The sequence below is a fragment of the Glutamicibacter sp. AOP12-B1-11 genome, assembly GCF_052379245.1.
Lineage (GTDB): Bacteria > Actinomycetota > Actinomycetes > Actinomycetales > Micrococcaceae > Glutamicibacter.
The window spans coordinates 66,069-90,238 of sequence record NZ_JBQSYL010000006.1 but is presented as its reverse complement, the minus strand read 5'-3'; the positions used below and the strand labels follow the sequence as shown (position 1 = coordinate 90,238).

23 protein-coding genes are annotated in these 24,170 nt (G+C 60.9%); 7 read left to right on the top strand and 16 right to left on the bottom strand.

Annotated elements, in window-relative coordinates:
- Positions 1–25: 25 nt before the first annotated feature.
- Together ACT3UQ_RS04990 and ACT3UQ_RS04985 are read left to right on the top strand one after the other, a co-directional pair.
- Positions 26–421, top strand: coding sequence for a MerR family transcriptional regulator (locus tag ACT3UQ_RS04990; protein ID WP_105554622.1), 396 nt, complete (start codon positions 26–28; stop codon positions 419–421).
- 91 nt (positions 422–512) lie between these two features.
- Positions 513–1,304 carry an acyltransferase gene (locus ACT3UQ_RS04985; RefSeq protein WP_444636584.1) on the top strand — a complete coding sequence of 264 codons (792 nt, stop codon included), beginning with the start codon at positions 513–515 and terminating at the stop codon, positions 1,302–1,304.
- A gap of 9 nt (positions 1,305–1,313) precedes the next feature.
- Here the strand turns inward: ACT3UQ_RS04985 and ACT3UQ_RS04980 are convergent, their stop codons facing one another.
- The 3 genes from ACT3UQ_RS04980 to ACT3UQ_RS04970 form a co-directional block, all read right to left on the bottom strand.
- The gene (locus tag ACT3UQ_RS04980) at positions 1,314–1,562 is read right to left on the bottom strand and encodes a hypothetical protein (protein WP_444636583.1); all 249 of its coding nucleotides are present in this window, start codon (positions 1,560–1,562) and stop codon (positions 1,314–1,316) included.
- A gap of 46 nt (positions 1,563–1,608) precedes the next feature.
- Positions 1,609–2,868, bottom strand: a complete 1,260-nt coding sequence (locus ACT3UQ_RS04975) for a hypothetical protein (protein ID WP_444636582.1) — start codon at positions 2,866–2,868, stop codon at positions 1,609–1,611.
- Positions 2,869–2,997: 129 nt separating this feature from the next.
- Entirely contained in the window at positions 2,998–3,867 is an 870-nt protein-coding gene (locus tag ACT3UQ_RS04970; protein WP_444636581.1) for a VOC family protein, read from the bottom strand.
- Between the two features lie 232 nt (positions 3,868–4,099).
- Between ACT3UQ_RS04970 and ACT3UQ_RS04965 the strand changes: the two genes are divergently transcribed.
- Both ACT3UQ_RS04965 and ACT3UQ_RS04960 read left to right on the top strand, forming a co-directional pair.
- Entirely contained in the window at positions 4,100–5,191 is a 1,092-nt protein-coding gene (locus ACT3UQ_RS04965; RefSeq protein WP_444636580.1) for a thermonuclease family protein, read from the top strand.
- 220 nt (positions 5,192–5,411) lie between these two features.
- Complete coding sequence (locus ACT3UQ_RS04960; protein ID WP_444636579.1) at positions 5,412–7,124, top strand: AMP-binding protein; 1,713 nt, start codon at positions 5,412–5,414, stop codon at positions 7,122–7,124.
- A 1-nt stretch (position 7,125) separates the two neighbouring features.
- On the opposite strand, the gene ACT3UQ_RS04955 is transcribed toward ACT3UQ_RS04960, so the two are convergent.
- Entirely contained in the window at positions 7,126–8,142 is a 1,017-nt protein-coding gene (locus tag ACT3UQ_RS04955; RefSeq protein WP_444636578.1) for a FecCD family ABC transporter permease, read from the bottom strand.
- Entirely contained in the window at positions 8,139–9,086 is a 948-nt protein-coding gene (locus ACT3UQ_RS04950) for a FecCD family ABC transporter permease (RefSeq protein WP_444636577.1), read from the bottom strand. The genes ACT3UQ_RS04955 and ACT3UQ_RS04950 overlap by 4 nt, the downstream gene beginning before the upstream one ends.
- A 221-nt stretch (positions 9,087–9,307) precedes the next feature.
- On the opposite strand from ACT3UQ_RS04950, the gene ACT3UQ_RS04945 reads away from it, so the two are divergent.
- Entirely contained in the window at positions 9,308–10,294 is a 987-nt protein-coding gene (locus ACT3UQ_RS04945; protein ID WP_258133773.1) for an ABC transporter substrate-binding protein, read from the top strand.
- A 126-nt stretch (positions 10,295–10,420) separates the two neighbouring features.
- On the opposite strand, the gene ACT3UQ_RS04940 is transcribed toward ACT3UQ_RS04945, so the two are convergent.
- Positions 10,421–10,549 carry a hypothetical protein gene (locus tag ACT3UQ_RS04940; RefSeq protein WP_444636576.1) on the bottom strand — a complete coding sequence of 43 codons (129 nt, stop codon included), beginning with the start codon at positions 10,547–10,549 and terminating at the stop codon, positions 10,421–10,423.
- 456 nt (positions 10,550–11,005) lie between these two features.
- Here ACT3UQ_RS04940 and ACT3UQ_RS04935 point away from each other — a divergent pair, with 456 nt between their 5' ends.
- Positions 11,006–12,283 (top strand): Fic family protein, encoded by a 1,278-nt coding sequence (locus ACT3UQ_RS04935; protein ID WP_444636575.1) that lies wholly within the window; start codon positions 11,006–11,008, stop codon positions 12,281–12,283.
- Between the two features lie 45 nt (positions 12,284–12,328).
- On the opposite strand, the gene ACT3UQ_RS04930 is transcribed toward ACT3UQ_RS04935, so the two are convergent.
- The 7 genes from ACT3UQ_RS04930 to ACT3UQ_RS04900 all read right to left on the bottom strand — a co-directional run bounded on the left by ACT3UQ_RS04930 (position 12,329) and on the right by ACT3UQ_RS04900 (position 18,656).
- Entirely contained in the window at positions 12,329–12,514 is a 186-nt protein-coding gene (locus tag ACT3UQ_RS04930) for a hypothetical protein (RefSeq protein WP_146113995.1), read from the bottom strand.
- 30 nt (positions 12,515–12,544) lie between these two features.
- Complete coding sequence (locus tag ACT3UQ_RS04925; RefSeq protein WP_105569156.1) at positions 12,545–12,763, bottom strand: DUF6308 family protein; 219 nt, start codon at positions 12,761–12,763, stop codon at positions 12,545–12,547.
- A 460-nt stretch (positions 12,764–13,223) separates the two neighbouring features.
- Complete coding sequence (locus ACT3UQ_RS04920) at positions 13,224–14,432, bottom strand: hypothetical protein (protein WP_444636574.1); 1,209 nt, start codon at positions 14,430–14,432, stop codon at positions 13,224–13,226.
- A gap of 252 nt (positions 14,433–14,684) precedes the next feature.
- The gene (locus ACT3UQ_RS04915) at positions 14,685–14,813 is read right to left on the bottom strand and encodes a hypothetical protein (RefSeq protein WP_255248468.1); all 129 of its coding nucleotides are present in this window, start codon (positions 14,811–14,813) and stop codon (positions 14,685–14,687) included.
- An 849-nt stretch (positions 14,814–15,662) separates the two neighbouring features.
- The gene (locus ACT3UQ_RS04910; RefSeq protein ID WP_444636573.1) at positions 15,663–15,929 is read right to left on the bottom strand and encodes a hypothetical protein; all 267 of its coding nucleotides are present in this window, start codon (positions 15,927–15,929) and stop codon (positions 15,663–15,665) included.
- A 349-nt stretch (positions 15,930–16,278) separates the two neighbouring features.
- Positions 16,279–17,706, bottom strand: a complete 1,428-nt coding sequence (locus tag ACT3UQ_RS04905; protein ID WP_444636572.1) for a sodium:solute symporter family protein — start codon at positions 17,704–17,706, stop codon at positions 16,279–16,281.
- A 101-nt stretch (positions 17,707–17,807) separates the two neighbouring features.
- Positions 17,808–18,656 (bottom strand): MurR/RpiR family transcriptional regulator, encoded by an 849-nt coding sequence (locus tag ACT3UQ_RS04900; protein ID WP_444636571.1) that lies wholly within the window; start codon positions 18,654–18,656, stop codon positions 17,808–17,810.
- 103 nt (positions 18,657–18,759) lie between these two features.
- On the opposite strand from ACT3UQ_RS04900, the gene ACT3UQ_RS04895 reads away from it, so the two are divergent.
- Complete coding sequence (locus tag ACT3UQ_RS04895; RefSeq protein WP_444636570.1) at positions 18,760–20,010, top strand: amidohydrolase family protein; 1,251 nt, start codon at positions 18,760–18,762, stop codon at positions 20,008–20,010.
- 72 nt (positions 20,011–20,082) lie between these two features.
- Here ACT3UQ_RS04895 and ffh read toward each other — a convergent pair whose 3' ends face one another.
- The 3 genes from ffh to ACT3UQ_RS04880 form a co-directional block, all read right to left on the bottom strand.
- Positions 20,083–21,645 carry a signal recognition particle protein gene (ffh, locus tag ACT3UQ_RS04890; RefSeq protein ID WP_444636569.1) on the bottom strand — a complete coding sequence of 521 codons (1,563 nt, stop codon included), beginning with the start codon at positions 21,643–21,645 and terminating at the stop codon, positions 20,083–20,085.
- Between the two features lie 161 nt (positions 21,646–21,806).
- Positions 21,807–22,175 carry an RloB domain-containing protein gene (locus ACT3UQ_RS04885; RefSeq protein WP_444636626.1) on the bottom strand — a complete coding sequence of 123 codons (369 nt, stop codon included), beginning with the start codon at positions 22,173–22,175 and terminating at the stop codon, positions 21,807–21,809.
- A gap of 135 nt (positions 22,176–22,310) precedes the next feature.
- Positions 22,311–23,639, bottom strand: a complete 1,329-nt coding sequence (locus tag ACT3UQ_RS04880; protein WP_105554609.1) for an AAA family ATPase — start codon at positions 23,637–23,639, stop codon at positions 22,311–22,313.
- Positions 23,640–24,170: the final 531 nt, after the last annotated feature.

Below are 24,170 nucleotides of genomic sequence, written 5' to 3'. Positions count from 1 at the left end.
AAATCCGAGGGACAAGGAGCACCACATGGACGAATCCACCCCGGCCCCGGCCGAGGCCGCACCGAGAATGCACATCGGGGACATCGCCGAGGCCACGGGCCTCTCCCAGCGCACCATCCGCCACTATGACGAGGTGGGCCTGCTTCCGGCGACCACACGCAGCGAGGGCGGCTTCCGGATCTACACCCCCGCCGACCTGGCGCGCATGCTGGTCATCCGCTCGATGAAGCCGCTGGGCTTCACCCTGGAGGAGATGGGCTCGCTGCTGGACACCGTGGACACCCTGGCCGGCGATCCGCAGAACGCGCCCGCCCGCGCCCTGCTCGCCGACTACCTGCAGCGGGCCACCGAGAAGCGCAATAAGCTCGCGCTGAACCTCGAACGCGCCGATAAGTTCATCGAGGACCTGCGCGGCCGCTAGCCTGCACGCCAAGGGTGAGACAGCTGGCAGTGCCCTGCGAATCAGCCGGGTTCCGGCCCGCCGGCCGGGTTGAGCGCCTAGAGTCGTGAGCGTGATTGAACTTACCGCGCTCAGTAGCTACGAGGACGAGCTGGGCAACCGGATCGAGTCCCCCACCGTTTTCGAGAAGAACATAGCGATCAAGATCCGCGGGAAAAACAACCGCGTGCTGGTCGACCCGGACGCCAAGATCGGCCGGCTGGACCTGGTGTTCGACTGCGACAACGGGACGCTGCTCATCGGCCCCAGCAAGAAGAAGGGCTGGCAGCTGAACATCCGCATCGGGCAGGATGCCACGGTGCAGATCGGACGCGACCTGACCACCACCGCCAAGGCCTTGGTCAGCGCGGTGGAGGGGGTGACGGTGCGCTTCGGCGATGATGTGATGATCGCCAGCGGAAACCAGTTCCGCGCCGATGACGGGCACCCGATCTTCGACGTGAAAACCGGCAAGCGGATCAACCCGGCCAAGGACATCACGGTCGGCAACCATGTCTGGATCGGCGCGCAGGCCGCCCTGCTGGCCGGGGCCAGCATCGGGGACGGCTCGGTGATCGGCTACCGCAGCCTGGTCACCGGCAGGATTCCGAACAATGTCATTGCCGCGGGCACCCCGGCGCGGGTGCTGCGCAAGAATATCGCCTGGGAGCGCCCGCACCTCTCCTTCCACAAGCCGCCCTATAAGCCCGATGCCTCCACTGTCACCAAGAGCGAGGCGTACTGGAACGACACCGTCGAAGCGCAGGAACACGCGGCGATCGCGATGCCGCAGGTGCAAAGCCAGCTGCCGAAAAACCTCATCCGGCGCGCCGCGGCGAAAATTGGCAGGATCACCGGCGCCTAGCCCCTTGCGCTATTCGACGGTCCAGTCCTGGGCCTCGGAGCTTTCGCCCGCCGAGAGCCCTCCCATCTTTTCCATAAGCTCCACGTAGTCCGCGACGCTGTCCAGATCCTTGTATACGCCTTCGATAGGCATCTTTCGGTAACTGTCAACTAGATACGCCGCGTGATTGTCGAGGGTTGATTCGGCGTAGGAGATCGCCAACTGGTTGCTGCTCTGCGGCAGTCCGGCTTCCGGGTCCATGCTGGGTAGATGGCTCATGGTGATCTCCTTTCGGCTACCTTCAGCATACGAGCTTTGACTTATTTCAACCATTGCGGCGGGGAGAAAATTTCCTCGGCTTGCGCACGGCCCGCTCGGCCAACCAGAACACCAGCGCGAGGGCGCCGAATGCATAGGCAATCAGCCAGAGCAGGGTCCACACCCGCGGCGACCACTGGACGGATAGGGCTCCGGCCATGGTCAGCATCGACAGGGCCAGGAGAATATTGATTAGGCGGAGCCGGTATAGGGCCCTGGCCACAACCCCTGGCTCGGGCGCCCGTGCCATCCAGGACATGAATAGCGCCGGTGCAACGAGTATCACCGACGAGGAAATTGAGCCCGACCAATTCCGACTCAGGTAGTAATCGGCGGGACCGAGCCAAATCGCGAAACTGGCGAGGATGAACACCCAGGCTAGGAGCAAGGCCCACCGGGTGAATGCGCTGATCCCCGCGGGAGCGGGCCGGATTCGGAATTCCACTCCGGCTTTTGCGAAACGCGGAATGAAAATCAGGTTCTGGATATGGGATATTGGACCCAGGGTGCTTGCAGTGGCAATGCTTCTGACCACGCCTCCGGTCACGCTGCCGTGCTCTAGACTGGTTTCGAAAATCGTAAGCTCTGGCGGGACCAACACCTCGTGATGCAGACTTCGCGAAAACCCGGGATCGGACACGTCGAAGCTGTAGACGTCGTTGTCTTGGAGAATCCTCGGCGACGGAACCTGGTTCATCGGCAGGTCGTACCCATAGCTGACGATGATCCTCTGCCCCAAGGTGCTCTCGGGGACTTCCACGAGGACGACCCATGAGTTCGCGAGCAAATGGATGAAGTCGTTGATGAACCGGATCGTGGGATTGGCCTCCCGCAACTGCGGATAAGCCTTAAGCAATGCGGTCGGTGGAACCGGGGCAATGGCTTCGGAATTATTGACGAATTTTAGTTGTGCCCGGCGTTCGGCACTGTTGGACGTGAATTGGATTCCCGCCTGCTCGACGACGCTGACCAGCATGTCCGCCACCAGTCGGGTTGACCGTTCCTGACTAATTACGGCCAGCGGAGCTCCCGAACTGTCCCTGACCCAGAATCCGGTTAACACCTTCTTATCGAGGATCGCGATGGGAACGACCACCTGGGATTTACTCCCGGCTATTCGTGCCGAAGCTGGCGGGGTCAAATCCAGGGAATTCTTCAGCAGTACCCGGCCAGGTGTTGTGTGGTCACTGGTCTGGATTCTGCGGTGCACCCACTTGGGCGAGGCGATAACCATGCTCCGAAGCCTGTCACCCTCATTCGAGGCCATCGCCGGTCACCCCACTCCTCATCCGATGACTGGAGATTACCACCGCGAAACGAATCTGGATACGTGCAAGGCGAAAACGGCCGGGGCAATACGCGCGGCCAGAACTCCGCCGATCCGGCGGCGAAATAGCTAGCCGACCGCCACGCGCAGCTGGTTGTTCCATGGATCCATGAAGCGCAGCTCGGCACCGGTGTGGTGGTTTTCCACCTTCGCGAAGCTCAAGCGTTCGGCGAGCTTGCCGACCTCATCCTCGGTCGGGACGTTGATCAGCACCTCGCCCAATCCGAGGGTGTCCTTGCGCGGTCCGGCGCCGCGCGAATTCCACACGTTCATCGCCATGTGGTGGTGGTAGCCGCCGGCGGAGACGAACAAGGCCTGGTTGCCCAGGGAGGTGGTCTCATCGAAGCCCAGGGTATTGACGTAGAACGCCCGGGCGGTGGCCACGTCTCCGACCTGCAGGTGCACGTGGCCGATTTCCGCCTCGGCGGTACGCTGCGCGGCAATGGCCTGCTCGCTCAGGTGCGAGTTGAGGAACGCGTTCGGGTCCAGGTGCACGGTGTCCATGGCCACCTGTCCATCGGACCACGACCACGCCTCGCGCGGGCGATCCCAGTACAGCTCGATGCCGTTGCCTTCCGGGTCGGTGAAGTAGAAGGCCTCGGAGACCAGGTGGTCCGAGCTGCCCACGAAGCGACTCTGGTCGAATTGCGCGGCGGAGAGCACCGTGGCGGCGAGATCCGCCTGGGTTTCGAAGAGCAGCGCGGTGTGGAAGAGACCGGCTTCCCCGGCGGCCGGCAGCTGGAGCCCCGGAGCGTGCCGCAGGTTCACCAAGGTCTGCGCGCCGCGGCCGAGGCGCGTGCCCTGAGCAGATTCGCCCAGCACCTCAAGTCCGAGGGCCTGCTGGTAGTAGCCGCTCATGGCCTTCATGTCCCCCACCTTGAGCTGCACGGCGTTCATCTGGAGGTCTGCGGAGAGCTTGTCTGCTTGGAGGATCGTCATGGTGAGAGGCCTTTCTGGGTACCGGTCGACTGTTCTTGATTACCACCCTACTCCAATTTAGTTGAAGCTTCAAGTGTTTTGCCGATTGCCTGCAAGTGTTCTCCAATACCCTCGGGCCCGCCACCCGCGGTTCACAATCGGATTTAAGTTGACGCGACAATGTTTCTCTTCTTGAATGAGCGAAGGGAGCTCATCACCCCACCCCACTCGCAGCTTCAAAAGGAAGTCATCAATGAGCAAGAAAAGAACCGCCTGGATTTCGATCGGCGTGACGGCCGCCCTGGTCACCGGCGGCGCGGTATACGCGGGCACCTTGAATAGTGACTCGCGCGGCACGGTAGTCCGCGTGATCGACGGGGACACCGTGGATATGCGCATCGCCGGCGAGGAAACCCGCGTGCGGCTCCTGAACATCGACACCCCAGAGACGGCGGACCCGGATAAGGCCGTCGAATGCATGGGCCCCGAAGCCTCCGACTACCTCAAATCGCTGCTCGCCCCAGGGGACAAGGTGAAGCTCGAGTACGACATCGAACGCACCGATAGGTATGGACGCACACTGGCCGGTGTCTACAAGGATAAAAGCCTGATAAGTGCCGAGATCGCAGCCGCCGGTCTTGGCATCGCGGTCAAATATGAGCCGAACGTCCGATTCTATGACGAAGTGCTTCGGGCAGAGAAGGAAGCATCGACCACGACCGCCGGGCTCTTCGACCCAAACGCCGAATGCACTATCCCAGCAAAGCTGGACGATGCCACGCAAGCGCTGGGCCAGCTTGGCGACGCTCCGGCGGACTCGATCAACGAAGCCGAAAGCCTGGCCGGAGAGGCCGCTGCCGCCATAGCACTCGGACATGGTGCCAAAAGCGCACTGGACAAGCTCACGCCGAACTCGCATCCCGTTGCTTATGCGCTACTCGCCACGCACTTTGCCAAGAACGTAGCGAATCTCGATACATCAATATCGCGCGCAAACGGCATCGAACAAGCACATCAAGACCATAAGACCGCTCTGATCAAGGCCGAGGAAGGGCGAAAGGAAGCCGAAAAGAAGAAAAAAGAGGAAGCAGCAAAGAAAAAGAAGGCAGCGGAAGAAAAAGCAGCCGAAGAACAGCGCCGCGCAGCCATAGAGCGACAGCAACAAGCTGCCGAACAAAAGGCCGCCGAGCAACGTCGCCTCCAGCAGCAGAAACCGAAACCGGCCGCACCCAAGGTTCAGCAGCCGCGACCGAAAACCCAGCAGCCGCGCCAGCAGGGACCCAGCAACTACACCGGTCCGCGCTGCTACGCACCCGGTGGCAAGTCATGGAAGCCGTGCCCCTAGAGCCCGCCACGGTGGCCTGGCTTCACCCAACCCCTCGGATTCCCCGCTGGTACGCGGTGGCCCCGAGGGGTTTGCCATCTCCATTCCCCTCGGACCCGCCACTCGGCTGCCGCGAATTCAAAAAGCAGCGCGCGGGTGCTTTGAAATGCTTTGACATCCAAGTAGATTGGCACGTAACGCAGGTCACCTTTTGAAGCCACACGGAAGTTGGAGGACATCTATGAACGTCAGCGAGGAATTCCGCGCCGCCCGCAATCAACTCTTGGAGCTCCGCAAGGACTACTCGAAGGCCAAGGAGTCCTTCAGCTGGCCCGAGTTCACCCACTTCAATTTCGGCACCGACTGGTTCGACCACCTCGCCGCGGATCCGCAGCGAGGCGAGGAACCGGCCCTGATCATTACCGAACTCGATGGCAGTTCGACGCGGCGCACCTGGCGAGAACTCTCGGCCCGCTCCACCCAGCTCGCGCGCTGGCTCAGCGACCAGGGAGTGCAGCGCTCGGATTCGATCGCCGTGATGCTCGGCAACCAGGTTGAGCTGTGGGAAACGATGCTTGCCGGCATCAAGCTCGGGGCGGTGCTCGTCCCCTGCACCACCCAGCTGACCCCGGCCGACCTCGAAGACCGGATCGAACGCGGCCACGTGTCCTGGATGATCACCAATGAGTCGGAGATGCACAAGTTCGAGACGGTGCGCGGAGACTACCGGCTGATCCAGATCGGCGGCGCACCGGCCGCCGGGATCCTCAGCTACGAGGACTCGCTCACCGCCGAGGCCGAGTTCGAATTGAGCGAGCCGACCCGGGCCGATGAGACCCTGCTGCGCTACTTCACCTCGGGCACGACCTCCAAGGCAAAACTCGTCGAGCACACCCACACCTCCTACCCGGTGGGACATCTGAGCACGATGTTCTGGATCGGACTGGAGCCAGGCGACGTGCACCTGAATGTGGCCTCCCCGGGCTGGGCAAAACACGCCTGGTCAAATCTGTTCACCCCGTGGATCGCCGAGGCCACGGTCTTCATCTACAACTATGAACGCTTCGACGCCGCGGCACTGATGGGCCAGATGGCCAAGGAGCAGGTCACCAGCTTCTGCGCGCCGCCCACCGTGTGGCGGCTGCTGATCCAGGCGGACCTGTCGCTGCTTCAAACTCCCCCGATCAAGCTGGTCTCTGCCGGGGAACCGCTCAACGCCGAGGTCATCGATCAGGTGCAGCGCGCCTGGGGCCAGGTGATCCGCGACGGCTTCGGGCAAACCGAAACCACCGTGCAAATCGCCAACCCGCCCGGAGAGCGCATCACCATCGGCGCGATGGGCCGCCCGATGCCCGGTTATGAGGTGGTGCTCCGCGATCCGGCCACCGGCGCGGAAGGCGATCTCGGCGAGATCTGCCTGGTGACCGCCCCGCGGCCCCTGGGGCTGATGAAGGGCTACTTCGAGGACGCGGAGAAGACCGCCGAGGTGTTCCGGGACGGGGTTTACCACACCGGAGACATTGCCGAACGCGATGAACACGGGGTGCTCACCTATGTGGGCCGCGCCGATGACGTGTTCAAGTCCAGCGACTACAAGCTCAGCCCCTTCGAGCTGGAATCGGTGCTGATCGAGCACCCCGGCGTCGGCGAGGCGGCGGTGGTCCCGGCGCCGGATGACCTGCGCTTGACGGTGCCCAAGGCGTATATCGTCCCGGCGGCGGGCTATGAGCCCTCCCCCGAACTGGCGGAGAACATCCTGGGCTTCTGCCGCGAGCACCTGGCGGCCTACAAGCGCATCCGCCGGATCGAATTCGCCGACCTGCCCAAGACGATCTCGGGCAAGATCCGCCGGGTCGAACTGCGCCGGGCCGAGGAAGACCGGCACCGCACCGGTGTGGTCGCGGGCACCGAATTCCGCGATTCGGACTTTCCCGCGCTGCGTCCGCGCGCCTAGCTCAGGCGCTGCGCACCCGCGTCTGGCGGATCACCAGATAGATCAGGTACGGCGCGCCGATCACGGCGGTAGCTACGCCCGCGGGAAGCACCACGGAGAACAGCCGGGCCGCCGCCAAATCCGCAAGCAGCACGAAGATCGCGCCCACCAGCGCGCTATGCGCAACCGGCGGCACGGTGCTGCGCGCAATCAAGCGCGAGGCGTGCCCGCTGGCCAGCGCGACGAAGGCCAGCGGCCCGGCAATCACCGTCGCGGCCACCGCCAGTGCGGTGGCCAGGCCCAACATGATGATGCGGTCCCGGCCCAGGTCCATGCCCAGCGCGCGGGAGGTATCCGAGTCCAGGGCGAGCACTTCGCGCTGGTTGCGCAGCGCCGCGGCCAGCGCGACGCCTATGGCGATGACCAGCGGGGCGATGGCCAGATCCGCCCAGGAGACGCCGTTGACGGTGCCCGCCATCCAGGTCAATGCCTGCTGCGCGTTGTACACATCGCCCAGGGTCAGCATCCACGAGGTCAGCGCGGCGCAGAGCCCGCTCATGCCCAGTCCCACGAGCACCAGCCGGTTGCTCTCCAGCGAGCTGTGCCAGACCAGCGAGAAGACCAGCGCCGAGACCAGCAGGCCGCCCAGCGTGGCGGCGATCGGCAGCCCGTAGGCGTGCAGGAACATCGGCAGGCCCTGCACCTGGCTGGTGAGCGCCAGCAGCGCGACGGCGCCGAGCGCCGCGCCGTTGGTCACGCCGAGGATATCCGGGCTGGCCAGCGGGTTGCGCGCCACGGTTTGGGTCAGCGCACCGGCCACGCCGAAGCCGACGCCGGCGAATAAGGCCGCGAGGCTGCGCGGCAGCCGGAATTCCATAATGGCCAGCTCGGTGCGTGGATCCGGGGATATGCCGAGCAGGCTGCCGACCACGTCGGGCAGCGGAATTGGGGTGCCGCCGATGGAAAGATGCAGGCAGAGCACCGCCAGCGTGGCCAGGAGCAGCAGCAGCGCCGTCGGCGCGGTGCGTCGGGCGCTCATACGGTGACCGGCTTGCGTCGTCGGGCCACGTAGATGAAGAAGGGCGCCCCGAGCATGGCCACCACCACGCCGACCGGGAGCTCGCCGGGACGCGCCAGCATGCGCCCGAGCACGTCGGCGACCACCAGCAGCAACGCTCCGCAGACCGCGGAGCCCGGGATCACCCAGCGGTAGTCCGCGCCGAAGATCCGCCGCGCCACATGCGGCACCAGCAGGCCGAGGAAGGCGATGGGGCCGGCCAGGGTGACGGCCAGACCGGAGAGCATCACGATCGCCGCCAACCCGATGCCGCGCGCCCGGGGCGCGGTGATGCCCAGGGCCCGGGCCGAGTCTTCACCGAGGGTCAGGGCGTTGAGCCCGCGCGCATTGGCCAGGGCCAGCCCGGTCCCGGCCAGCAGCAGCGGCCAGAGCGCCAGGAACGAATCGTAGCCCTGGACCACGGAACCGACCTGCCAGAAGCGCAGCGTCTCCAATGCCGCCTCGCTGAGTAGCACGATGGCGGAGACCACTCCGGCGCACAGCGCGGTCACCGCCGCTCCGACGAGCACCAGGGTGATCGGCGAGGCGCCGCGTCCGTCCACCCGGCCGATGCCGAAAACTATCAGCGAAGCTACTAGTGCGCCGCCCAGCGCCAGCAGTGCCTGCGGCCAGGGCTGCAGCGGTCCGGAGAACACCGCCACCGAGACGATGGCCAGCGCGGCTCCCTGGTTGATGCCCAGCAGGCCCGGTTCGGCAATGGGGTTGCGGGTATGGCCCTGGATCAGGGTTCCGGCCATGCCCAGCGCGGCCCCGGCGGCCAGCGCGGTGACGGTACGCGGCCAGCGGATCTCCCGGATGGCGATGTCGCTGACCCGCTCATCGGGGCTGAAGAGCGCATGGCGCAGTTCGGCGATGCTCGAGGTGCTGCTGCCGATCCAGAGGCTCAGCAGCACCGCGGCGATCACACCGAGGGAAAGGGCGAGCAGGCTGGCGGCCCGTGCTGTGCTACGTGAAATGACTCATTACCCTTCGTGCGACGCGGGATGTTGCCCAAGTGGGCCAGAACCATGCTACTGTACATTTCGCAGATTGAGTTTACCCTTACCTAAGCTCGCGTCTAATAATTAGACTATGCGCCAATAAGTAAATCATCTTCACGGAAAGCACTCGCATGCATACTTCGCGCTTGATCGGCCTCACTGCAGCCTTGGCCGCCGCAACCCTCACCCTCGCATCCTGCGGCGGCGCCGCAACCTCCGAGACTCCCGCCAAGGAAAATGCATCCGCAGATTCCGGCTTCCCGGTCACCATCGAGCACTTCCGCGGAAAGACCGAGCTGGCCGAACGCCCGCTGCGCGTGGCGGCGCTGGATCCGTCCTATGTGGACGCCACGCTGCTGCTTGGCGCCGAACTGGTTGCGTATACCGAGTACCGCAAGTCCGGCAATCCCTTCCCCGAATACCTCGGCGACGTCACCGAGCTGACCGAGGACGCGGTGAACGTTGGCACCACCACCGAGCCGGATCTCGAAAAGCTGCTGGCCGCAGACCCGGACATCATCATCTCGGCCGACGTGCGCCAGGGCGGCATGTATGACCAGCTGAACAAGATCGCCCCGACCGTCTTCTCCGAGTCCACCGGACCGACCTGGAAAGAGAACGTCGTGCTGCTGGGCGAGACGCTGGGCAAGAAGAGCGAGGCGGAGCAGGCAGTGGCCGACTACGAAACCCGCGCGGCCGCCGTGGGCAAGGAAATCCTTGCGCAGCAGGCCGATACCACCTACTCGCTGGTGCGCTTCGCCGGCGAAGACACCGCCCGGCTCTACGCCACGGATTCCTTCATCGGTGAAATCATGGCGGATATGGACATTCCCCGCCCCAAGGACGCTCCGGACACCACCGAGTCCATCTTCGTACCGCTGTCTTCCGAGGAGATCCTGAAGGCCGACGCCGAGGTCATCTTCCAGTCCACCTGGGCACCGGAAGGCGCCGAGGGCGACGCGTCGCGGGATCAGGAAAAGAAGTTCACCTCCAACCCGCTGTGGAAGAAGCTCACCGGCGAGGTACTGCCGGTGGACGACTCGATCTTCCTTTCCTCGGTCTCGCTCCAGGGCGCCAATGAGGTCATCACCCAGGTGGCCGAGCACTTCGACGTGGATCCGCAGCTGTCCTAAGGCTGCTTGCCGCCAGCAGCTGGCGGCAGAACGCCATCGAGCCCCTGCCCGGCGATCATTCGCTGCGGTACAGGGGCTCGATTGGTGTTTAGTGCTTAGTGCACAGCGCTCATGGCTGGCTCTTAATTATTTGGCTGACTTCCGCACCGGCTCGGTGATCGTATCAGCGTGCTTCAAGCGCTTTTCGGCGCGCTTTTCCTTGATGGACTTGCCGGGTTTTTTCGCATCGCTCTTGCGTGGTGACTTGTTCGACATAATGTGCCGTCCTTGCCGGAAATGCCGCGCATTTCCAAAAATGGGGAGGGTACCCCGTTAGCCCTAGCCTAGGATATGCGGCAGTTTTTCTCTAGCTTTCGTCCGCCAGCGAAATGCGAATGTACGGTGCTGCAGCTGGATACCGAAAAAGCAGTCCGTAGAAAATCCCCATCCGGCATTCGGGCTCGGACCTGCATCGGCGGATTCAACACAAGACGCTTGCGAGTTCTTTCCCCTGGGGATCCAGAATTCTTCGAGACCGTCGGGAAGATATCCCTAAGTGATAACCGATGGGTCACTTTCTATCAGATAACCGGATAAACGATAGAAGGTACGCCGCCGGCAGCCAGATAGCAGGGCCGCAGAGACTAGAGGTGATAGCCAGAAAGAACTTTTCTATCAGATAACTTACTAAGTGATAGAATCCAATCAGAAGAGTTGCAGATGGAGGCATCGATGAATCAGCAATCACGCCATATGGATGGGAAGCTCGGTCACAGCCACAGAGACGAGGCCAACAACTCGCTATCGTCCAGCAATTCATGGCCAGAGGCCGAATATGACGAGGTCACATGGGAGGGTGGGGCCCAGGATTTCAACGACCTCAGATTCATGTCCGGAATGCGGGGCCAGAACTACAAAGCCTTCGTCCCTCCGACCATCGCAGAAACTGGCTATGCACCCTCGCCTCAGATCGCATCTCTCGCCGAAGAAGCGAGCCGGGAAATCAGCCGCTTCGATGAAAAGTATGGTGCGCGGGTCGGTCCATTTGCAACGATCATGCTCCGGTCCGAATCCGTTGCCTCGTCGCAAATCGAGAACCTGACGGCTAACGCCCGCAGCCTGGGCGAAGCCGAGCTCGGCGTCGAAGAGAAACTGAACGCCACACTCGTGGTGCGAAACGTTAGGGCGATGAAATCGGCTCTGGCGGCCTCGGAAAATCTTGACACTGGTAGCATCCTCGACACGCACAGAGCGCTGATGAAAGGTACGAGAGACGAGGCTACTGCAGGCTCATGGAGGCAGCAGCAAGTCTGGATTGGAACCAGCTCAAGCAGCCCTATCGGCGCAGAGTTCATCCCACCCCATCACGACCGAGTCCCTGCATTGATGGACGATTTGATGGTCTACGCCCGACGAACTGACGTGCCCGCGATGGCTCAGGCAGCTATAGCTCACGCCCAGTTTGAAACCGTCCACCCCTTCACGGACGGAAACGGCCGAACCGGGAGGGCGCTGATCCACTCGATGCTCAAACGCCACGGCGTCGCGCGCAACGTGTCAACGCCCGTTTCTGCTGGTCTCCTGGCGGACATCGGCGCCTACCACCGCTCCCTTGATGCGTACCGCGCTGGAAACCCCGAGCCGATCATCACGCTCTGCTCGGAAGCCTCATTCCGGGCAATCTGGAACGGCACACAACTTGCCGAGGACGTCACATCGATTGCGGACTCCTGGAAAGCCAGAATCAAGGCTCGCAAGGACGCCGCAGTGTGGCGAGTCCTTGAGCTTCTGGAAAGCCGACCCGTGGTAAATGCCGCGGTGCTGGAAGCAGAGCTGGGACTGGACTACCTCAGGTCCAAGCGAGCCATGGACCTTCTAACCGAAAATGGGGTGGTTATCGGTGTCGACAAATACAAACGGGGCAGATTCTGGCGCGCTCCCGAGATGCTCAATGCCCTGGATGCCTTCGCAGAACGGGCAGGCCGCCGACGGCAGTCAGGTTCCGTCTAGGGCACTTACGCGATCAAGAGGACTGCACTAGTTACGGCCGGACACTCAACCGCTGCGCGGTGCTCGGCCCAGATCCCAGCCCACAATATCGAGGGCACGAAGCGGCGTGATGGGCACCGAGGGGTCGACCATGGTTACGATTTCTTCCCACACGGGCAACTGCTGCAGCACGTCCCGTTGCAGTGCCGGCAGCCAGGCCTCGGCGAAGTCACGATGAGTCTGAGTCTTCACCGGTGGCACCGGTGCCTCACCGATCAGGCATTAGCAGCGGCGAATATTCTCGTCGAAGAACGGGATGAGCTCGGGACGTTTGCGGTGCAGCACTTTCATCGGCTTGGTCTTTCCGACGTGCTTGGTTGGCTTGTCATTCAGGATCCCGAACAGGTCGGCGATGACGTCGAGGGTTTCTGATGATGCCTCAGCAAAAGACTCCTCTTTTGGGAGACGCGAAAGGACGGGCGGCCCCCGGGAAGTGGACACCGGGAGCAAAAACGCTAAGCAGCGAACTCCACCACAACCCGAAAATCACCCTCAAAATCAACAGGCGACTTATAGCCTAACGCCGAATGCTTCCACCTACGGCGCTTTTTGTGGCAGCTTGCTCGTATCGAAACGCAGATCGACAGCTCCCGATCTCGTTGCCCGCAGTAAATTGCTGTATCTCGCACAGCAATCGACGTGGCCAATCCCGGTCCGCGGGTAAGCTCATCCACCGCGAAATGCTCCGTTTCAATCCGGGAAGTCACATAGGACCGCGGCTCCATGCAGCCGTTGGAAATGAACTTGAGAAGGCGCGAATCACAGCGCACGGTGACTTGCTGGATCACTCCCGCAGATCTGGGATCCCACTGACTGCGACCTTGCCTTCTAGTACTCACAGCTTCAGCACCCGTCTACGGGTGGCTAAATCAGGCTGGGATTCGACGCCGAACCAGTCGATTCAGGAAGACTTGGCTTTCTGCAGTTTCGGTTCTAACGCTTCCTTGACTCCCCTGGCAAGGTAATACACACCGTCCGAGTACCAGAAGAACATGAGGCCCCGGCGCAGCGGCTTAGGTATACGGGACAGCCTTGGCGAAGTCTTCATCGCGCGGTTTGCGATGGCTCCGGCGGCCAGGACGGCCACGCTGGAGGAAATCAACGCCCGCGGGCTCCACCCGGTGCGGGAGAGCAAACCCATCAGGCCTGTGGCCTCGCGTTCGAACTCTTCGAAGGTGACTCGGATCGAGTTCAGCACCCCGTGGACATGGATTTCCCGTGCGTCCTCGGGAACCGGTGCGCCCGAGAGGAAGTCGATGCTCCGCGGGTCATAACCATGAAGTGTCAGGAACCTTTTGAGATTGTTCGCCGAGCGTGGCGCGCGCACAATCGATTTTGCTTCTTCCCGCGCGGGGCCGGCTGCCAGCAGCTGATCCACGATCTCATAGTCGTCCGTGTAGACCCCGTCGTTCCACTCGTCCATTGCATGCAACAGCAACTGCGCATCGCTGCCGGTACTGGCCTCCAGAATCCGCATGCGTTCCAGATCGATCTGGTAGGACACATGGTCGGGGAAGAGCTGCGGACGCAGCGGGCCCTTGGAGTGGATCGATGCGGTGAGCACGCTGCCGCTGCGCGTCAGCGTCAGGTACGGCCGGCTGGACCGCGAAATGTTGGGCTCTTCCAATGGATTACTGGGCAGGACCGTCAGCCCGGCGAGATTTCTGAACACCGTGAAGGCATTGCCTTCGACGCGCGGGGAAAGTGTCAGATCCGAGACTTTCAGGGTAGCGCCCTGAAATAACTGCGCGTCCGGAGCGTACTGGCCAAGCTGTTCTTCTCCCGGGACCGGGCCGTCCAATTCCTCGCCGTTGATCAAGACGAATCGCGCACCGCTTGCCGCCTTGAGGTTATGGGCCAGCTCCGTGAGCCGCGGGCCTTGGATGAGTGCATCTTCCGGGCCGATCCGGCACAGCACCGGGTCCCGGGCATCGTTCAACGTCGCCAGTTCGGCGAACACCTCCGTGGCATGCTCCCGGGATCTCGCACCGTCGATGAAACCGACGAGCCGGTGATCGGCGAGGACGGCGTGGACATCCGCGGCGGCTTCAGGCTTTGAACCGGCGAAGATAAATTCAAGGTTGATAAAGCTGAACTCATTATCGTCCACGATCTAGGACCCCTTTTTCACGCTTTGATCAATCGATTTCTCACTAGTTTAGGCATGGGCAGGAATCACGCGAAATCCTGTCTCATTCGGGCATGGCCTCAGGACGAAGCAGATTCGGCCCGCGCTGCGTGCTCGAGAAAATCTTGGAAAGCAGCAAGCCTCCGCCGGACGGTGGCTGACCGAGAGGCAGAGGCTTGGCTGGGCGCTGTCCTTAGGCCGCTGATTCGCTACTTAAGGATCGGACGCTGATGCTTATTTGGCGTTTTTACGTGCTGATTCGGTGAGGGAATCAGCACTCTTCAGCCGCTTCTCGGCGCGTTTTTCCTTGATGGATTTTGCGGGCTTCTTCGCTTCGCCCTTGCGTGGTGACTTGTCGGACATGATGTGCCGCCTAGCTGGAAATGCCGTGCACTTCCAAAATACGGGGAGAGTACCCCTGCCTTCCATCCTACGGCGCGTGAACTGGCGCCGAAACCAGTGGCTCAAGTTCGCGGCACGGTGTAAGGAAAACTGCGCGAGGTCAGCGAAGTATTGATACGCCAAACCCATAACAATGAGGATAGCTACGCAACGTGCTGGACTATCAAAGTGGTTATTAATGATTCACATTGGCTTCCAGGGAATCACGCAAACCTTAGGTATGCACTTCGATGAGTTAAGACTTATTCAGGCCACGCCAGGATCTTTCGCACCTAATTGTGCATCAATAACCCTTGCAACCTTTCTTGGTTTTTTCCACGACGCTACTAGCCGAAGTTCAATTGCGTCAGGCCGGGCGGCCTCCATGCAGGTAGCCCGTGCGAGAGGTCACCCAAAAGCGCCAAGCTTGATTCGGAGTACCCAGCACCACTAGCGACACGGATCAGACCGGATATGACCGATGGGATGATGTTCCCTACGCAGTCAATCTGATACACGGGACGGCAAAGCCCACCGCGGCGCTTGACCGCAAGCAACCTTCCCTTGGAAGGCTGCACAAAAGCATAGCTGCGGTTCGGCGTTTGCGACCCAACGAACTCGAAGACTTCGCGGCTCGTAATTAGGCCAAATTCAGCTTCCAGTTCCCGACAGGCGTTCTCTGTAGTGGCCACGTTGAGCACCAACTCAGGTAACACCGGCGTCTCAATTTATGCTCTGGACGGGCGCCAACGCGGCGATGCTCCGTTCGGTATTCTGAGCAATGGATGCCAAAGGGTGAGCTTGCGAAGGACGCGCCATCGATGAAGTTAGTTAGTCGCGGATCTCGGTGACTATCTTGTCCAGTGAGGCGCTCGGGCTATCCGTGGTGGCGACTAATGGCCGAGGGCTGTCTGGCACTTTTGCTTGATTCATCGCTATTAGGTTATTTGCCGCAGCGATCCCGGACGCGGCTTTCATTTCCAGACTGCGCACCGAATCCCGTGCCATTTGCACCGCAAGCGCGTGCCTGTCGGTCAGGGGTTGTAGTTCAGTAGCGAATTCTCGTGCCTGTATTGGCGTGCGCTTGGCATTGGCCATGCTCTGCTCTCTGACGTTCCGACTTCTAGCTTACGCGCCTGGTTCGTCAAAGGTTAGATGCAAAACAAAGCCGAAAACTGTCAAGGAATAAAGAAAACTGCGCCCCTCGAACCGGCGTGGTTAATGAAGCGCAGTTTTGCAAAAAGCTGAGGAACTAGCTGTTGCCCAGTTACTTTTCGAATCCTAGTGGGCGCCTTGCCGACTCCAGAGACCCATTGAGGCCAGCACCAAAGCGCCCAAGCACCTCGTCGTGGTTCCTTGGCTTCCTTTGCTCGTGACGCCAATGACGTGGGGCCAGCCACCCGGGAGATCCATCCCGAAAGACTGGCCCCTTATTCATACTGTTCAGTCACCGACCGATAATCTGGCCCTGAGCCGTTTCGTTCTCCGTCCGCCGGTCGCGGGGCCGGGTGAGCAGCGAGAGCACCACAAGCACCACGAGCGCGATAGGCAGCGAGACGATGATCGCATTGATCTGTTCGGAGAGCCCCCGAACCTCCCAGATGATTGTCACGACGCCGCCAACGATCATCGCGGTTGACACCGCGATTCCCGTGGCTCGCTTCCAGAACAGCGCCGCGAAAAGGGCCGGCGTAATCGCCACCCCGTACATGGTGTATGCGTAGATCTGCAGCGCGAGCACGCTGGGGAAGAACTGGACCATCACATAGGCCAGCACGGCCAGACCGAGCACGCCAACGCGGCCGACGACCAGCGCCTGGCGTTCGCTGACCACGCTCTTGCGGATCTGCCCGACCAGGTCATGCACGATATTTCCGGAGCAGGTCAATAGGTAGGAAGTGCCGGTGGTCACGATCAGGGCGAAGGCACCAGTGAGTAACAGACCACCCAGGGCCAGCGGACTGAAGTCCGCCCCGGCCAGCGAGAGTATCGCCGTGTCGGGGTCAATCCCGGGCTGCAGCACTGAGGAGCCCGAGGCCAGCAGGATGATCGGGGTGATCACGACGACTGCGCCGATGAAGAAGAAGATGGTCGCCGTGCGCGCAGTATTGGCACTGGCCGCGGCGGCCAGCCGCTGGTACATGTTCTGGTCTCCGAGGATCAGCAGGAACAGAGGCAGGAAGTATCCCAGCAGCTGCAGTGGTGACAGTCCCCCGGTCATCGTGAGCTTGACCGGGTCCATGCCGTTGACGTAACTAGCGATTCCGCCCAGGTCGACCGCGAAGATGTAGATCGCCAGGGCGATCAGCGCGACCGCCACGATGAAGATCGAAAGGAAATCGGTCCAGGCCACCGATTTCAGCCCGCCGCTCAGGGCGAGGAAGGTGATGAGCACGGCCGCGACGATGGTTCCCTGAACGGGAGTCAGCGGGGTGATCAGGCTGATGATATAACCGGCACCGGTGAACTGGTAGGCGGTGATTCCGATGAAGGCAACCAGGATAATGACCGTGGCAATAATCCGCACTGGCTTGCCAAAGCGCACCTCCAGCAGTTGCGGGATCGTGTATTTCGAGAGCTGGTGCACCCGCTTGGCGAGGAAGAACAGCACGATAATGCCGGCGAAGGTACCGGCGAAAAAGAACAGCCCGGCCCAAGGCCCGTATTGGTAGATGAAACTCGCGGCACCGATGATCGAGCCCGATCCGACGAAGGTGGCGAGCAGGGTGCCGGCGAGCACCGTGGCGGGCAGCGAACGGCCTGCCAGTAGGAAGTCCTCGCCGCTGGAGACGGACTTCCTACGGCTGAACCACAGCCCGACGCCGATCATCAGCGCCGTATAGGCCACGAGGATGAGGATGTGAGTGATTTGCATGGGAAAACTCCGAATGAGTGAGAACTATCGTCATTTATTGTGACCCACATCAACTACTCATGCAATGCTTTTTGCAAGAATTAACTCTTGCGTTGGCAACCTTAGGTCGGGTCGACCAGCGACAAGGTGCGCCATAGCGCCTCGATATCGCGTAAATTGCGCACCGTGGCCTCGGTGTCCCGGGCCGCCAATTCGGCGACCACTGCCTGCGTAACACTCATCGCCGCAGTCATGGACGTCACGAAGCTGGCCCCCTCGCTGGGCACGATCACCGCCTCGTCCGACAGATCCGAAAGCGCGGTACGCCTATCGGCGATGACCACAACGTTAGCCCCGCGCTCGCGGGCCAGCTTGGTAACCTCAAGTATCCAGGTGGTCGAACGCCATACCGCGCAGCTGACCACGCAATCGCCGGGGCGTAGTAGCCGCATCCGGCTCACCAGCCCGGTGCTCATCGCGGTATGCAGCTCCATATCATGGCCCAGATACTGGCCCACATGGGATAACTGGGCCCCGGGCGCCGCGTAGCTGCCAGTGGCCATCACGAAGGTACGGCGCGCGCCAGCGATCAGTTCAGCGATGCGCTGGATCTGCGGCACGTCGATCTGCGTGGCAAAGGCCCGCAGATTGGCCATATCGGCCTCGAGGCTGGCGCGAGCCGGCGAATCATGGGGCCCCTCATGCTCCTGGAGCAGCTGCTCGGTCGACAGCGTGGCCAGATAGCGGTGCCTGATCTCATGCTTGAGCGCCGGCCAGCCCCGGAATCCGAGGAATTGCGCGGCGCGCACCACCGAGGCGACGTTCACCTCGGCACGATCGGCGACCTTCTGCGCCGAGAGATCGAAGGTTCCGCCCGGGTCCTGGCGTAATACTTCCAGTACCCGATGCGTCGCCTGCGAGGTTTTTCGACCGCCCACCAGCGCTTCGAGCCATTGTGCTAATTCAGACATATCCCCATTCTCCCGTTTTTCGACCCAATCACTTGCAATACAGGGTGAACCTTTGCAAGACTCTTTGCAAAGATCATTGCATATGTTGAAGAAAGGCCGCTCAATGCAAATCCAATCGCCAGTGAAGACGATCATCAATGCCACGGTGCTGGACACCACCGATTTCACCTTGAAGCCGGAAAAGACCTTGGAGATCCGAGACGGTCTCATCGCCGAAATCCGCCAGAGCATCGCCGCAGACCGCGAGGTACCCGGCGTTCTGGACGTCGGCGGCCGCATCGTCATGCCGGGATTGATCGACGCACATGTGCACGTCACCGCGGCCACCGCCGGGCTCGGGGAGATCGCCCATTCCTCGCCGAACTACATCGCCGCGAAGAGCAAGCGGATCATGGAGCAGATGCTTGCCCGCGGCTTCACCACCGTGCGCGACGTCGCCGGCGCCGACTACGGCTTAGCCCGGGCGGTGGAAGAGGGGCTCTTCCACGGGCCGCGGCTGATCTTCGGCGGCAAGGCCCTGTCGCAGACCGGAGGTCACGGGGATATGCGCGGCCCCGGGGAAACAAAGTTGGATGACCACCGTTGCTGCCCGGCCATCGGTGTGGTCTGTGATGGCGAGACCGCGGTGCGCAAGGCCGCGCGCGACCAGCTGCGCACCGGGGCACACCACTTGAAGATCATGCTCTCCGGCGGCGTTGCCTCCCCCACCGACCGGGTGGACTCCATCCAGTTCTCCGACGCCGAGATCCGTGCGGCGGTCGAGGAGGCCGAGGCCTGCAACCGGTACGTCACCGGCCATGCCTACACGGCGCGGGCCGTCAACCGCGGGCTGCGTCTGGGGGTGCGCTGCATCGAGCACGGGAACCTGATCGACGACGAAAGCGTGGAGCTGTTCAAAGAGTTCGGCGCCTTCCTGGTCCCTACCCTGGTCACCTACGTGCATCTCAAGCGCGACGGTGCTGCCACCGGGCTGCCACTGGAAAGCCAGCGCAAGGTGGATACGGTGCTGGCCGCCGGGCTTCAGTCGCTGGAGAGGGCAACCAAGGGCGGGGTGAAGATCGCCTTCGGTACCGACCTGCTCGGGGAAATGCACCAGTACCAGAGCGAGGAGTTCGAGATCCGCGCCCAGGTGCAGTCCAGCGAGCAGGTGCTGCGCTCGGCCTCCACGACCGCGGCCGAGCTGATCTCCGCCGCAGGCAAGCTCGGCGTGCTGGCCCCCGGGGCGCATGCGGACCTGCTGGTGCTCAACGCCGACCCGCTGGCCGATGTGAGCATCTTGGCCCGGCCTGATGAGTGCATCGATCTGGTCCTCAAAGCCGGTGTAATCGAGGTGGATCATGCCTCTGCGCGCTAGCGGGGGCTCGCACGAGAAACGGGAGGTGAGCCGGTGATCACCGGCCCGCCTCCCGTTTGGCGCGATTAACGGCTACTTGCCCAAGTACTTCTCAAAACCTGCTGGCAGGTTCAGGCTCGACGGATCGAAGTCCTGCTGGGCGCCCTGGCCGAAGGCCGAACCGGCAGGTGCCGAGGCCTTCTTGTTCTTGGCTTCCAGCTCGGCCTGCGCGGCCTTGGCCGGGTTGCCGAACTTCGCCTGCTTCTTGCCCTTGCCCTTGGCTTTCGCCTTGCGCGCGGCGCCCTTTCCGGCGCCAGGCATTCCCGGCATGCCGCCGCCGGCGGCCATTTTCTTCATCATCTTCTGCGCTTCGGTGAAACGCTCGAGCATCTGGTTGACCTCGGAAACCGCGACACCGGAACCCTTGGCGATACGTGCACGGCGCGAACCGTTGATGATCTTCGGAGCCACGCGCTCGTGCTGGGTCATCGAGCGGACGATGGCCTCCACGCGATCGATCTGGCGCTCGTCGAACTGCTCGAGCTGCTGGCGGGAAATCTGCGAGCCGGGCATCATGCCCAGCATCTTCTTCATCGAGCCCATCTTCTTGATCTGGGCCATCTGGGCGAGGAAGTCGTCCAGGGTGAAGTCTTCCTGGTCGGCGAACTTCTTCGCCATCCGCTCGGCTTCGCCCTTGTCCCAGTTCTTCTCGGCCTGCTCGATGAGCGTCATCACGTCGCCCATGTCCAGGATGCGCGAGGCCATGCGGTCCGGGTGGAAGATCTCGAAGTCGTCCAGGTTTTCGCCGGTGGAGGCGAACATGACCGGCTTGCCGGTGATCGAGGCCACCGAGAGGGCCGCGCCACCGCGGGCGTCGCCGTCCAGCTTGGAGAGCACCACGCCGGTGAAGTCGACGCCTTCGTGGAAGGCCTGGGCGGTGTTGACCGCGTCCTGGCCGATCATCGCGTCGATGACGAAGAGGACTTCGTCCGGGTCGATGGCTGCGCGGATGTTCGCGGCCTGGGCCATCATCTCGGTGTCCACGCCCAAGCGGCCGGCGGTATCGACGATGACGATGTCGTGCAGCTTGGCCTTCGCCTCGGCGACACCATCGCGGGCTACGGTTACCGGGTCACCGGTGGCAGTGTCGAATTCCGAGGAGACGCCCGGGTGCGGGGCATAGACCGGAACGCCTGCGCGTTCACCGTTGATCTGCAGCTGCTTAACCGCGTTGGGACGCTGCAAGTCACAGGCCACCAGCAGCGGGGTGTGGCCTTCGGACTTCAGATGCTTTGCGAGCTTACCGGCCAGGGTGGTCTTACCTGCACCCTGCAGACCGGCGAGCATGATTACCGTCGGAGGATTCTTGGCCAGGTTCAGGCGGCGGGTTTCGCCGCCGAGGATGCCAACGAGTTCCTCGTTGACGATCTTCACAACCTGCTGCCCCGGGTTCAGCGACTCGGAAACCTCCAGGCCCAGTGCGCGTTCCTTCACCTGGGCTACGAAGGCGCGAACCACCGGTACGGCGACGTCGGCGTCCAGCAGGGCGCGGCGAATTTCGCGGGCGGTACCGTCAATGTCGGCCTCTGTCAGGCGACCCTTGCCGCGCAAGTTCTTGAAGGTCGCTGTCAGGCGATCGGAAAGTGAATTAAACACGTGCCGGGCACTTCTTTCGATAGGTCTTACGGTGCGCATAAAAAATCACACAGGACTCGATTACTTAGAATATCAAGAATCGGGCGCGCTCCAACATTACGGGAGATGGAGGTGATACATCCTACTGTGATAGCAAGCGGGAAGGCCGGGTTACTTTTCTCTTATTTTGAGGTAAGGATGTCAATTAGCCATGGCATGCCAGTCGATGAGTTAGGACCAATCTCCCCAGGTCCCAACTTCGGATCAGCTCGGCGTGCGATTTGGCATGCACGTTTATAATTCTCGACGGGGAATTTGGGCGATAACGATTTCTCCTTCTCGAAAATCTTTTGCTCACTCATCATCCGGTCCAGTTGCTTCGATTCGAAATGAGACACACTTTCAACTACGTGCCAAAGCAACCAGACCTCAAACTTGAGATTGGATACAACAACGCTGATCTCGTTGCGAGCCGCCAGAGCCAGCGCTTCCTTCAACTTTGCATGCGTGTCTACATCTATCAGGCAAACTGCGATATCGAAGGGATCAATTGCCTTGTCTCGAACATCATGACAGCTCAGACGTTCCCAAAATCTGCTTCAACGAATCAATATACTGCGGCTCCGTTACTGTCCCTTCAGTACAAATCAGAATCCGTTTCTTTTCAGACCTCTTACGGCGCGCCACTAGCTATCATCCGATCCGATCACTCTTGCCAGCAGGCTCGGAGCCGTACGTGGCACGGCGCCATATCGTCCCGCGAGATATCGACGTTCAAAGTTGGCGTCCTTCGGATGAGGGAAATCTGCTAGCGAATAAATCTCCGTTGCACCGTCTGTATCTTTATCTGCGAACCAAATTTGCTCGGCTTCAAGATCAAAACCAGATTCCGGAGACAGAAGATTTGTGTCATGACTGGTGAACAGGAGCTGAGCACCAAAGCGGTTGATTCGAGGATTCAGAAAGAGGCTGATTACCAGCTCAACTAAATGCGAGTGGAGGCTGTTGTCAAGTTCGTCGACCACCAGCATTGTCCCGTATCGCAAAGCCTCTACTGCAGGAGTAATTAATGAAAGCCAGACGATAGTGCCTGCACTTTCCTCGTTGACCCCGAAAGCCCGAGGGTCTTTTTTCCTGCCCTTATGCAAAAATTCCAGGGTTCGAACTACAGCATCGGATTCAAGGGGTTCGATATGAATCCGCTTCTCTTCACCAACAATCTTTTCGGCTTCAGAATCAACGAGTTCCGCAAATATTTTCATTAGTCGAACAGCTTCTGGAGGAGCTTGATCTTCCTTGACGGAAATCGACCGAACACCGATATCGGCAACTTGCAGAAGGGTCGTCAAGTCCTCAAAGCTCATCTCCTGCTGCAGCAATGAGTCGGTGATGCTTGCGAGTCGGCGTTCTCTATTCGTGTCACCAAATGGTGCGAGTTCGATCCCATCTAACAATGATTTGCCGAGGCCAGTAAGCTCTTCATGCTCCAGCAGAATTGCTCGCGAAAGGATCAGTTCACGTCGAGTTACAGCAACCAACCCACTCTTCTCCTTAAAGCGAACTTGGGTGGGCGACTCAGAACTACGGTCACGATCAATTAGAGTTCGCCAGCGGGTGCGAGGAAGATCAAGCAACCATTCTTTTTCGATTCCCTCCGGGGTAACTGTGAAACCATATTTATGACGCACGCCCTCGAATACCCAATCGAATTCATACGAACTAGGCCCCTTAGCTGACTCATCGTCAAGAGCGAACGGAACATGTACCATTTCCGGCCTCTGTTGCCAGAGTGTAGACGAATGGTTAATCGCCGCTTGGGCGTACTTGAATGCGTCAATGAGCGTAGATTTACCGGAGGCGTTCGGGCCGAATACACCAACCACAGGATAAGTGACGGCAGACCAATCGTCATCGGCGCCCGGCTTCAACTTCTTAAAGCTGGGACGCATAAACTCCAAAGTGCACTCATCACGAATACTCTTATGGTTCGATACCGTAAAGTTGAGTAGCAACATACTCTAATCATAGCTTAGAGTCGAGAAATTTGACGATTACCGTCAAAATTTGATAGCTCAGATAATTCTCGATACGTGAACTCCCTGAGAAATCTCCGAAGGTCACGACTTGCTGAGTAAATTTCCCATCTTAAAAGCGCACTTTACGAGCGCCACACAACCTCGCGAATCCGTTAAATACTATGCACGCTAACCCGTGAGACTCTCGCGAACTAAGGACTCCCCTCTAACCAGAGCGGAGCCTGGACGGGCTTGGTCGTATTTGGCCGACATTCCCCCTTCTGAAACTATCGCCTCTCACGGAATCACCAGCGTCCACACGCGTGCAATCCCCCATATCGTTTCGTTCGCATCTCATTGCCCAAATAGCAGCTACAGCTACCGATAAAGAATATTCGGGGCACTGCATTCGCGTGTTAGTGATGCAGCAGATACGTTATCTCCCTACCTTCCCCAAAACAGGGAGCTGACGGTATATGACAGCTCAATATGACATGTTGGTTATCTTGCGCGGCATTGGTCTGTTATTTG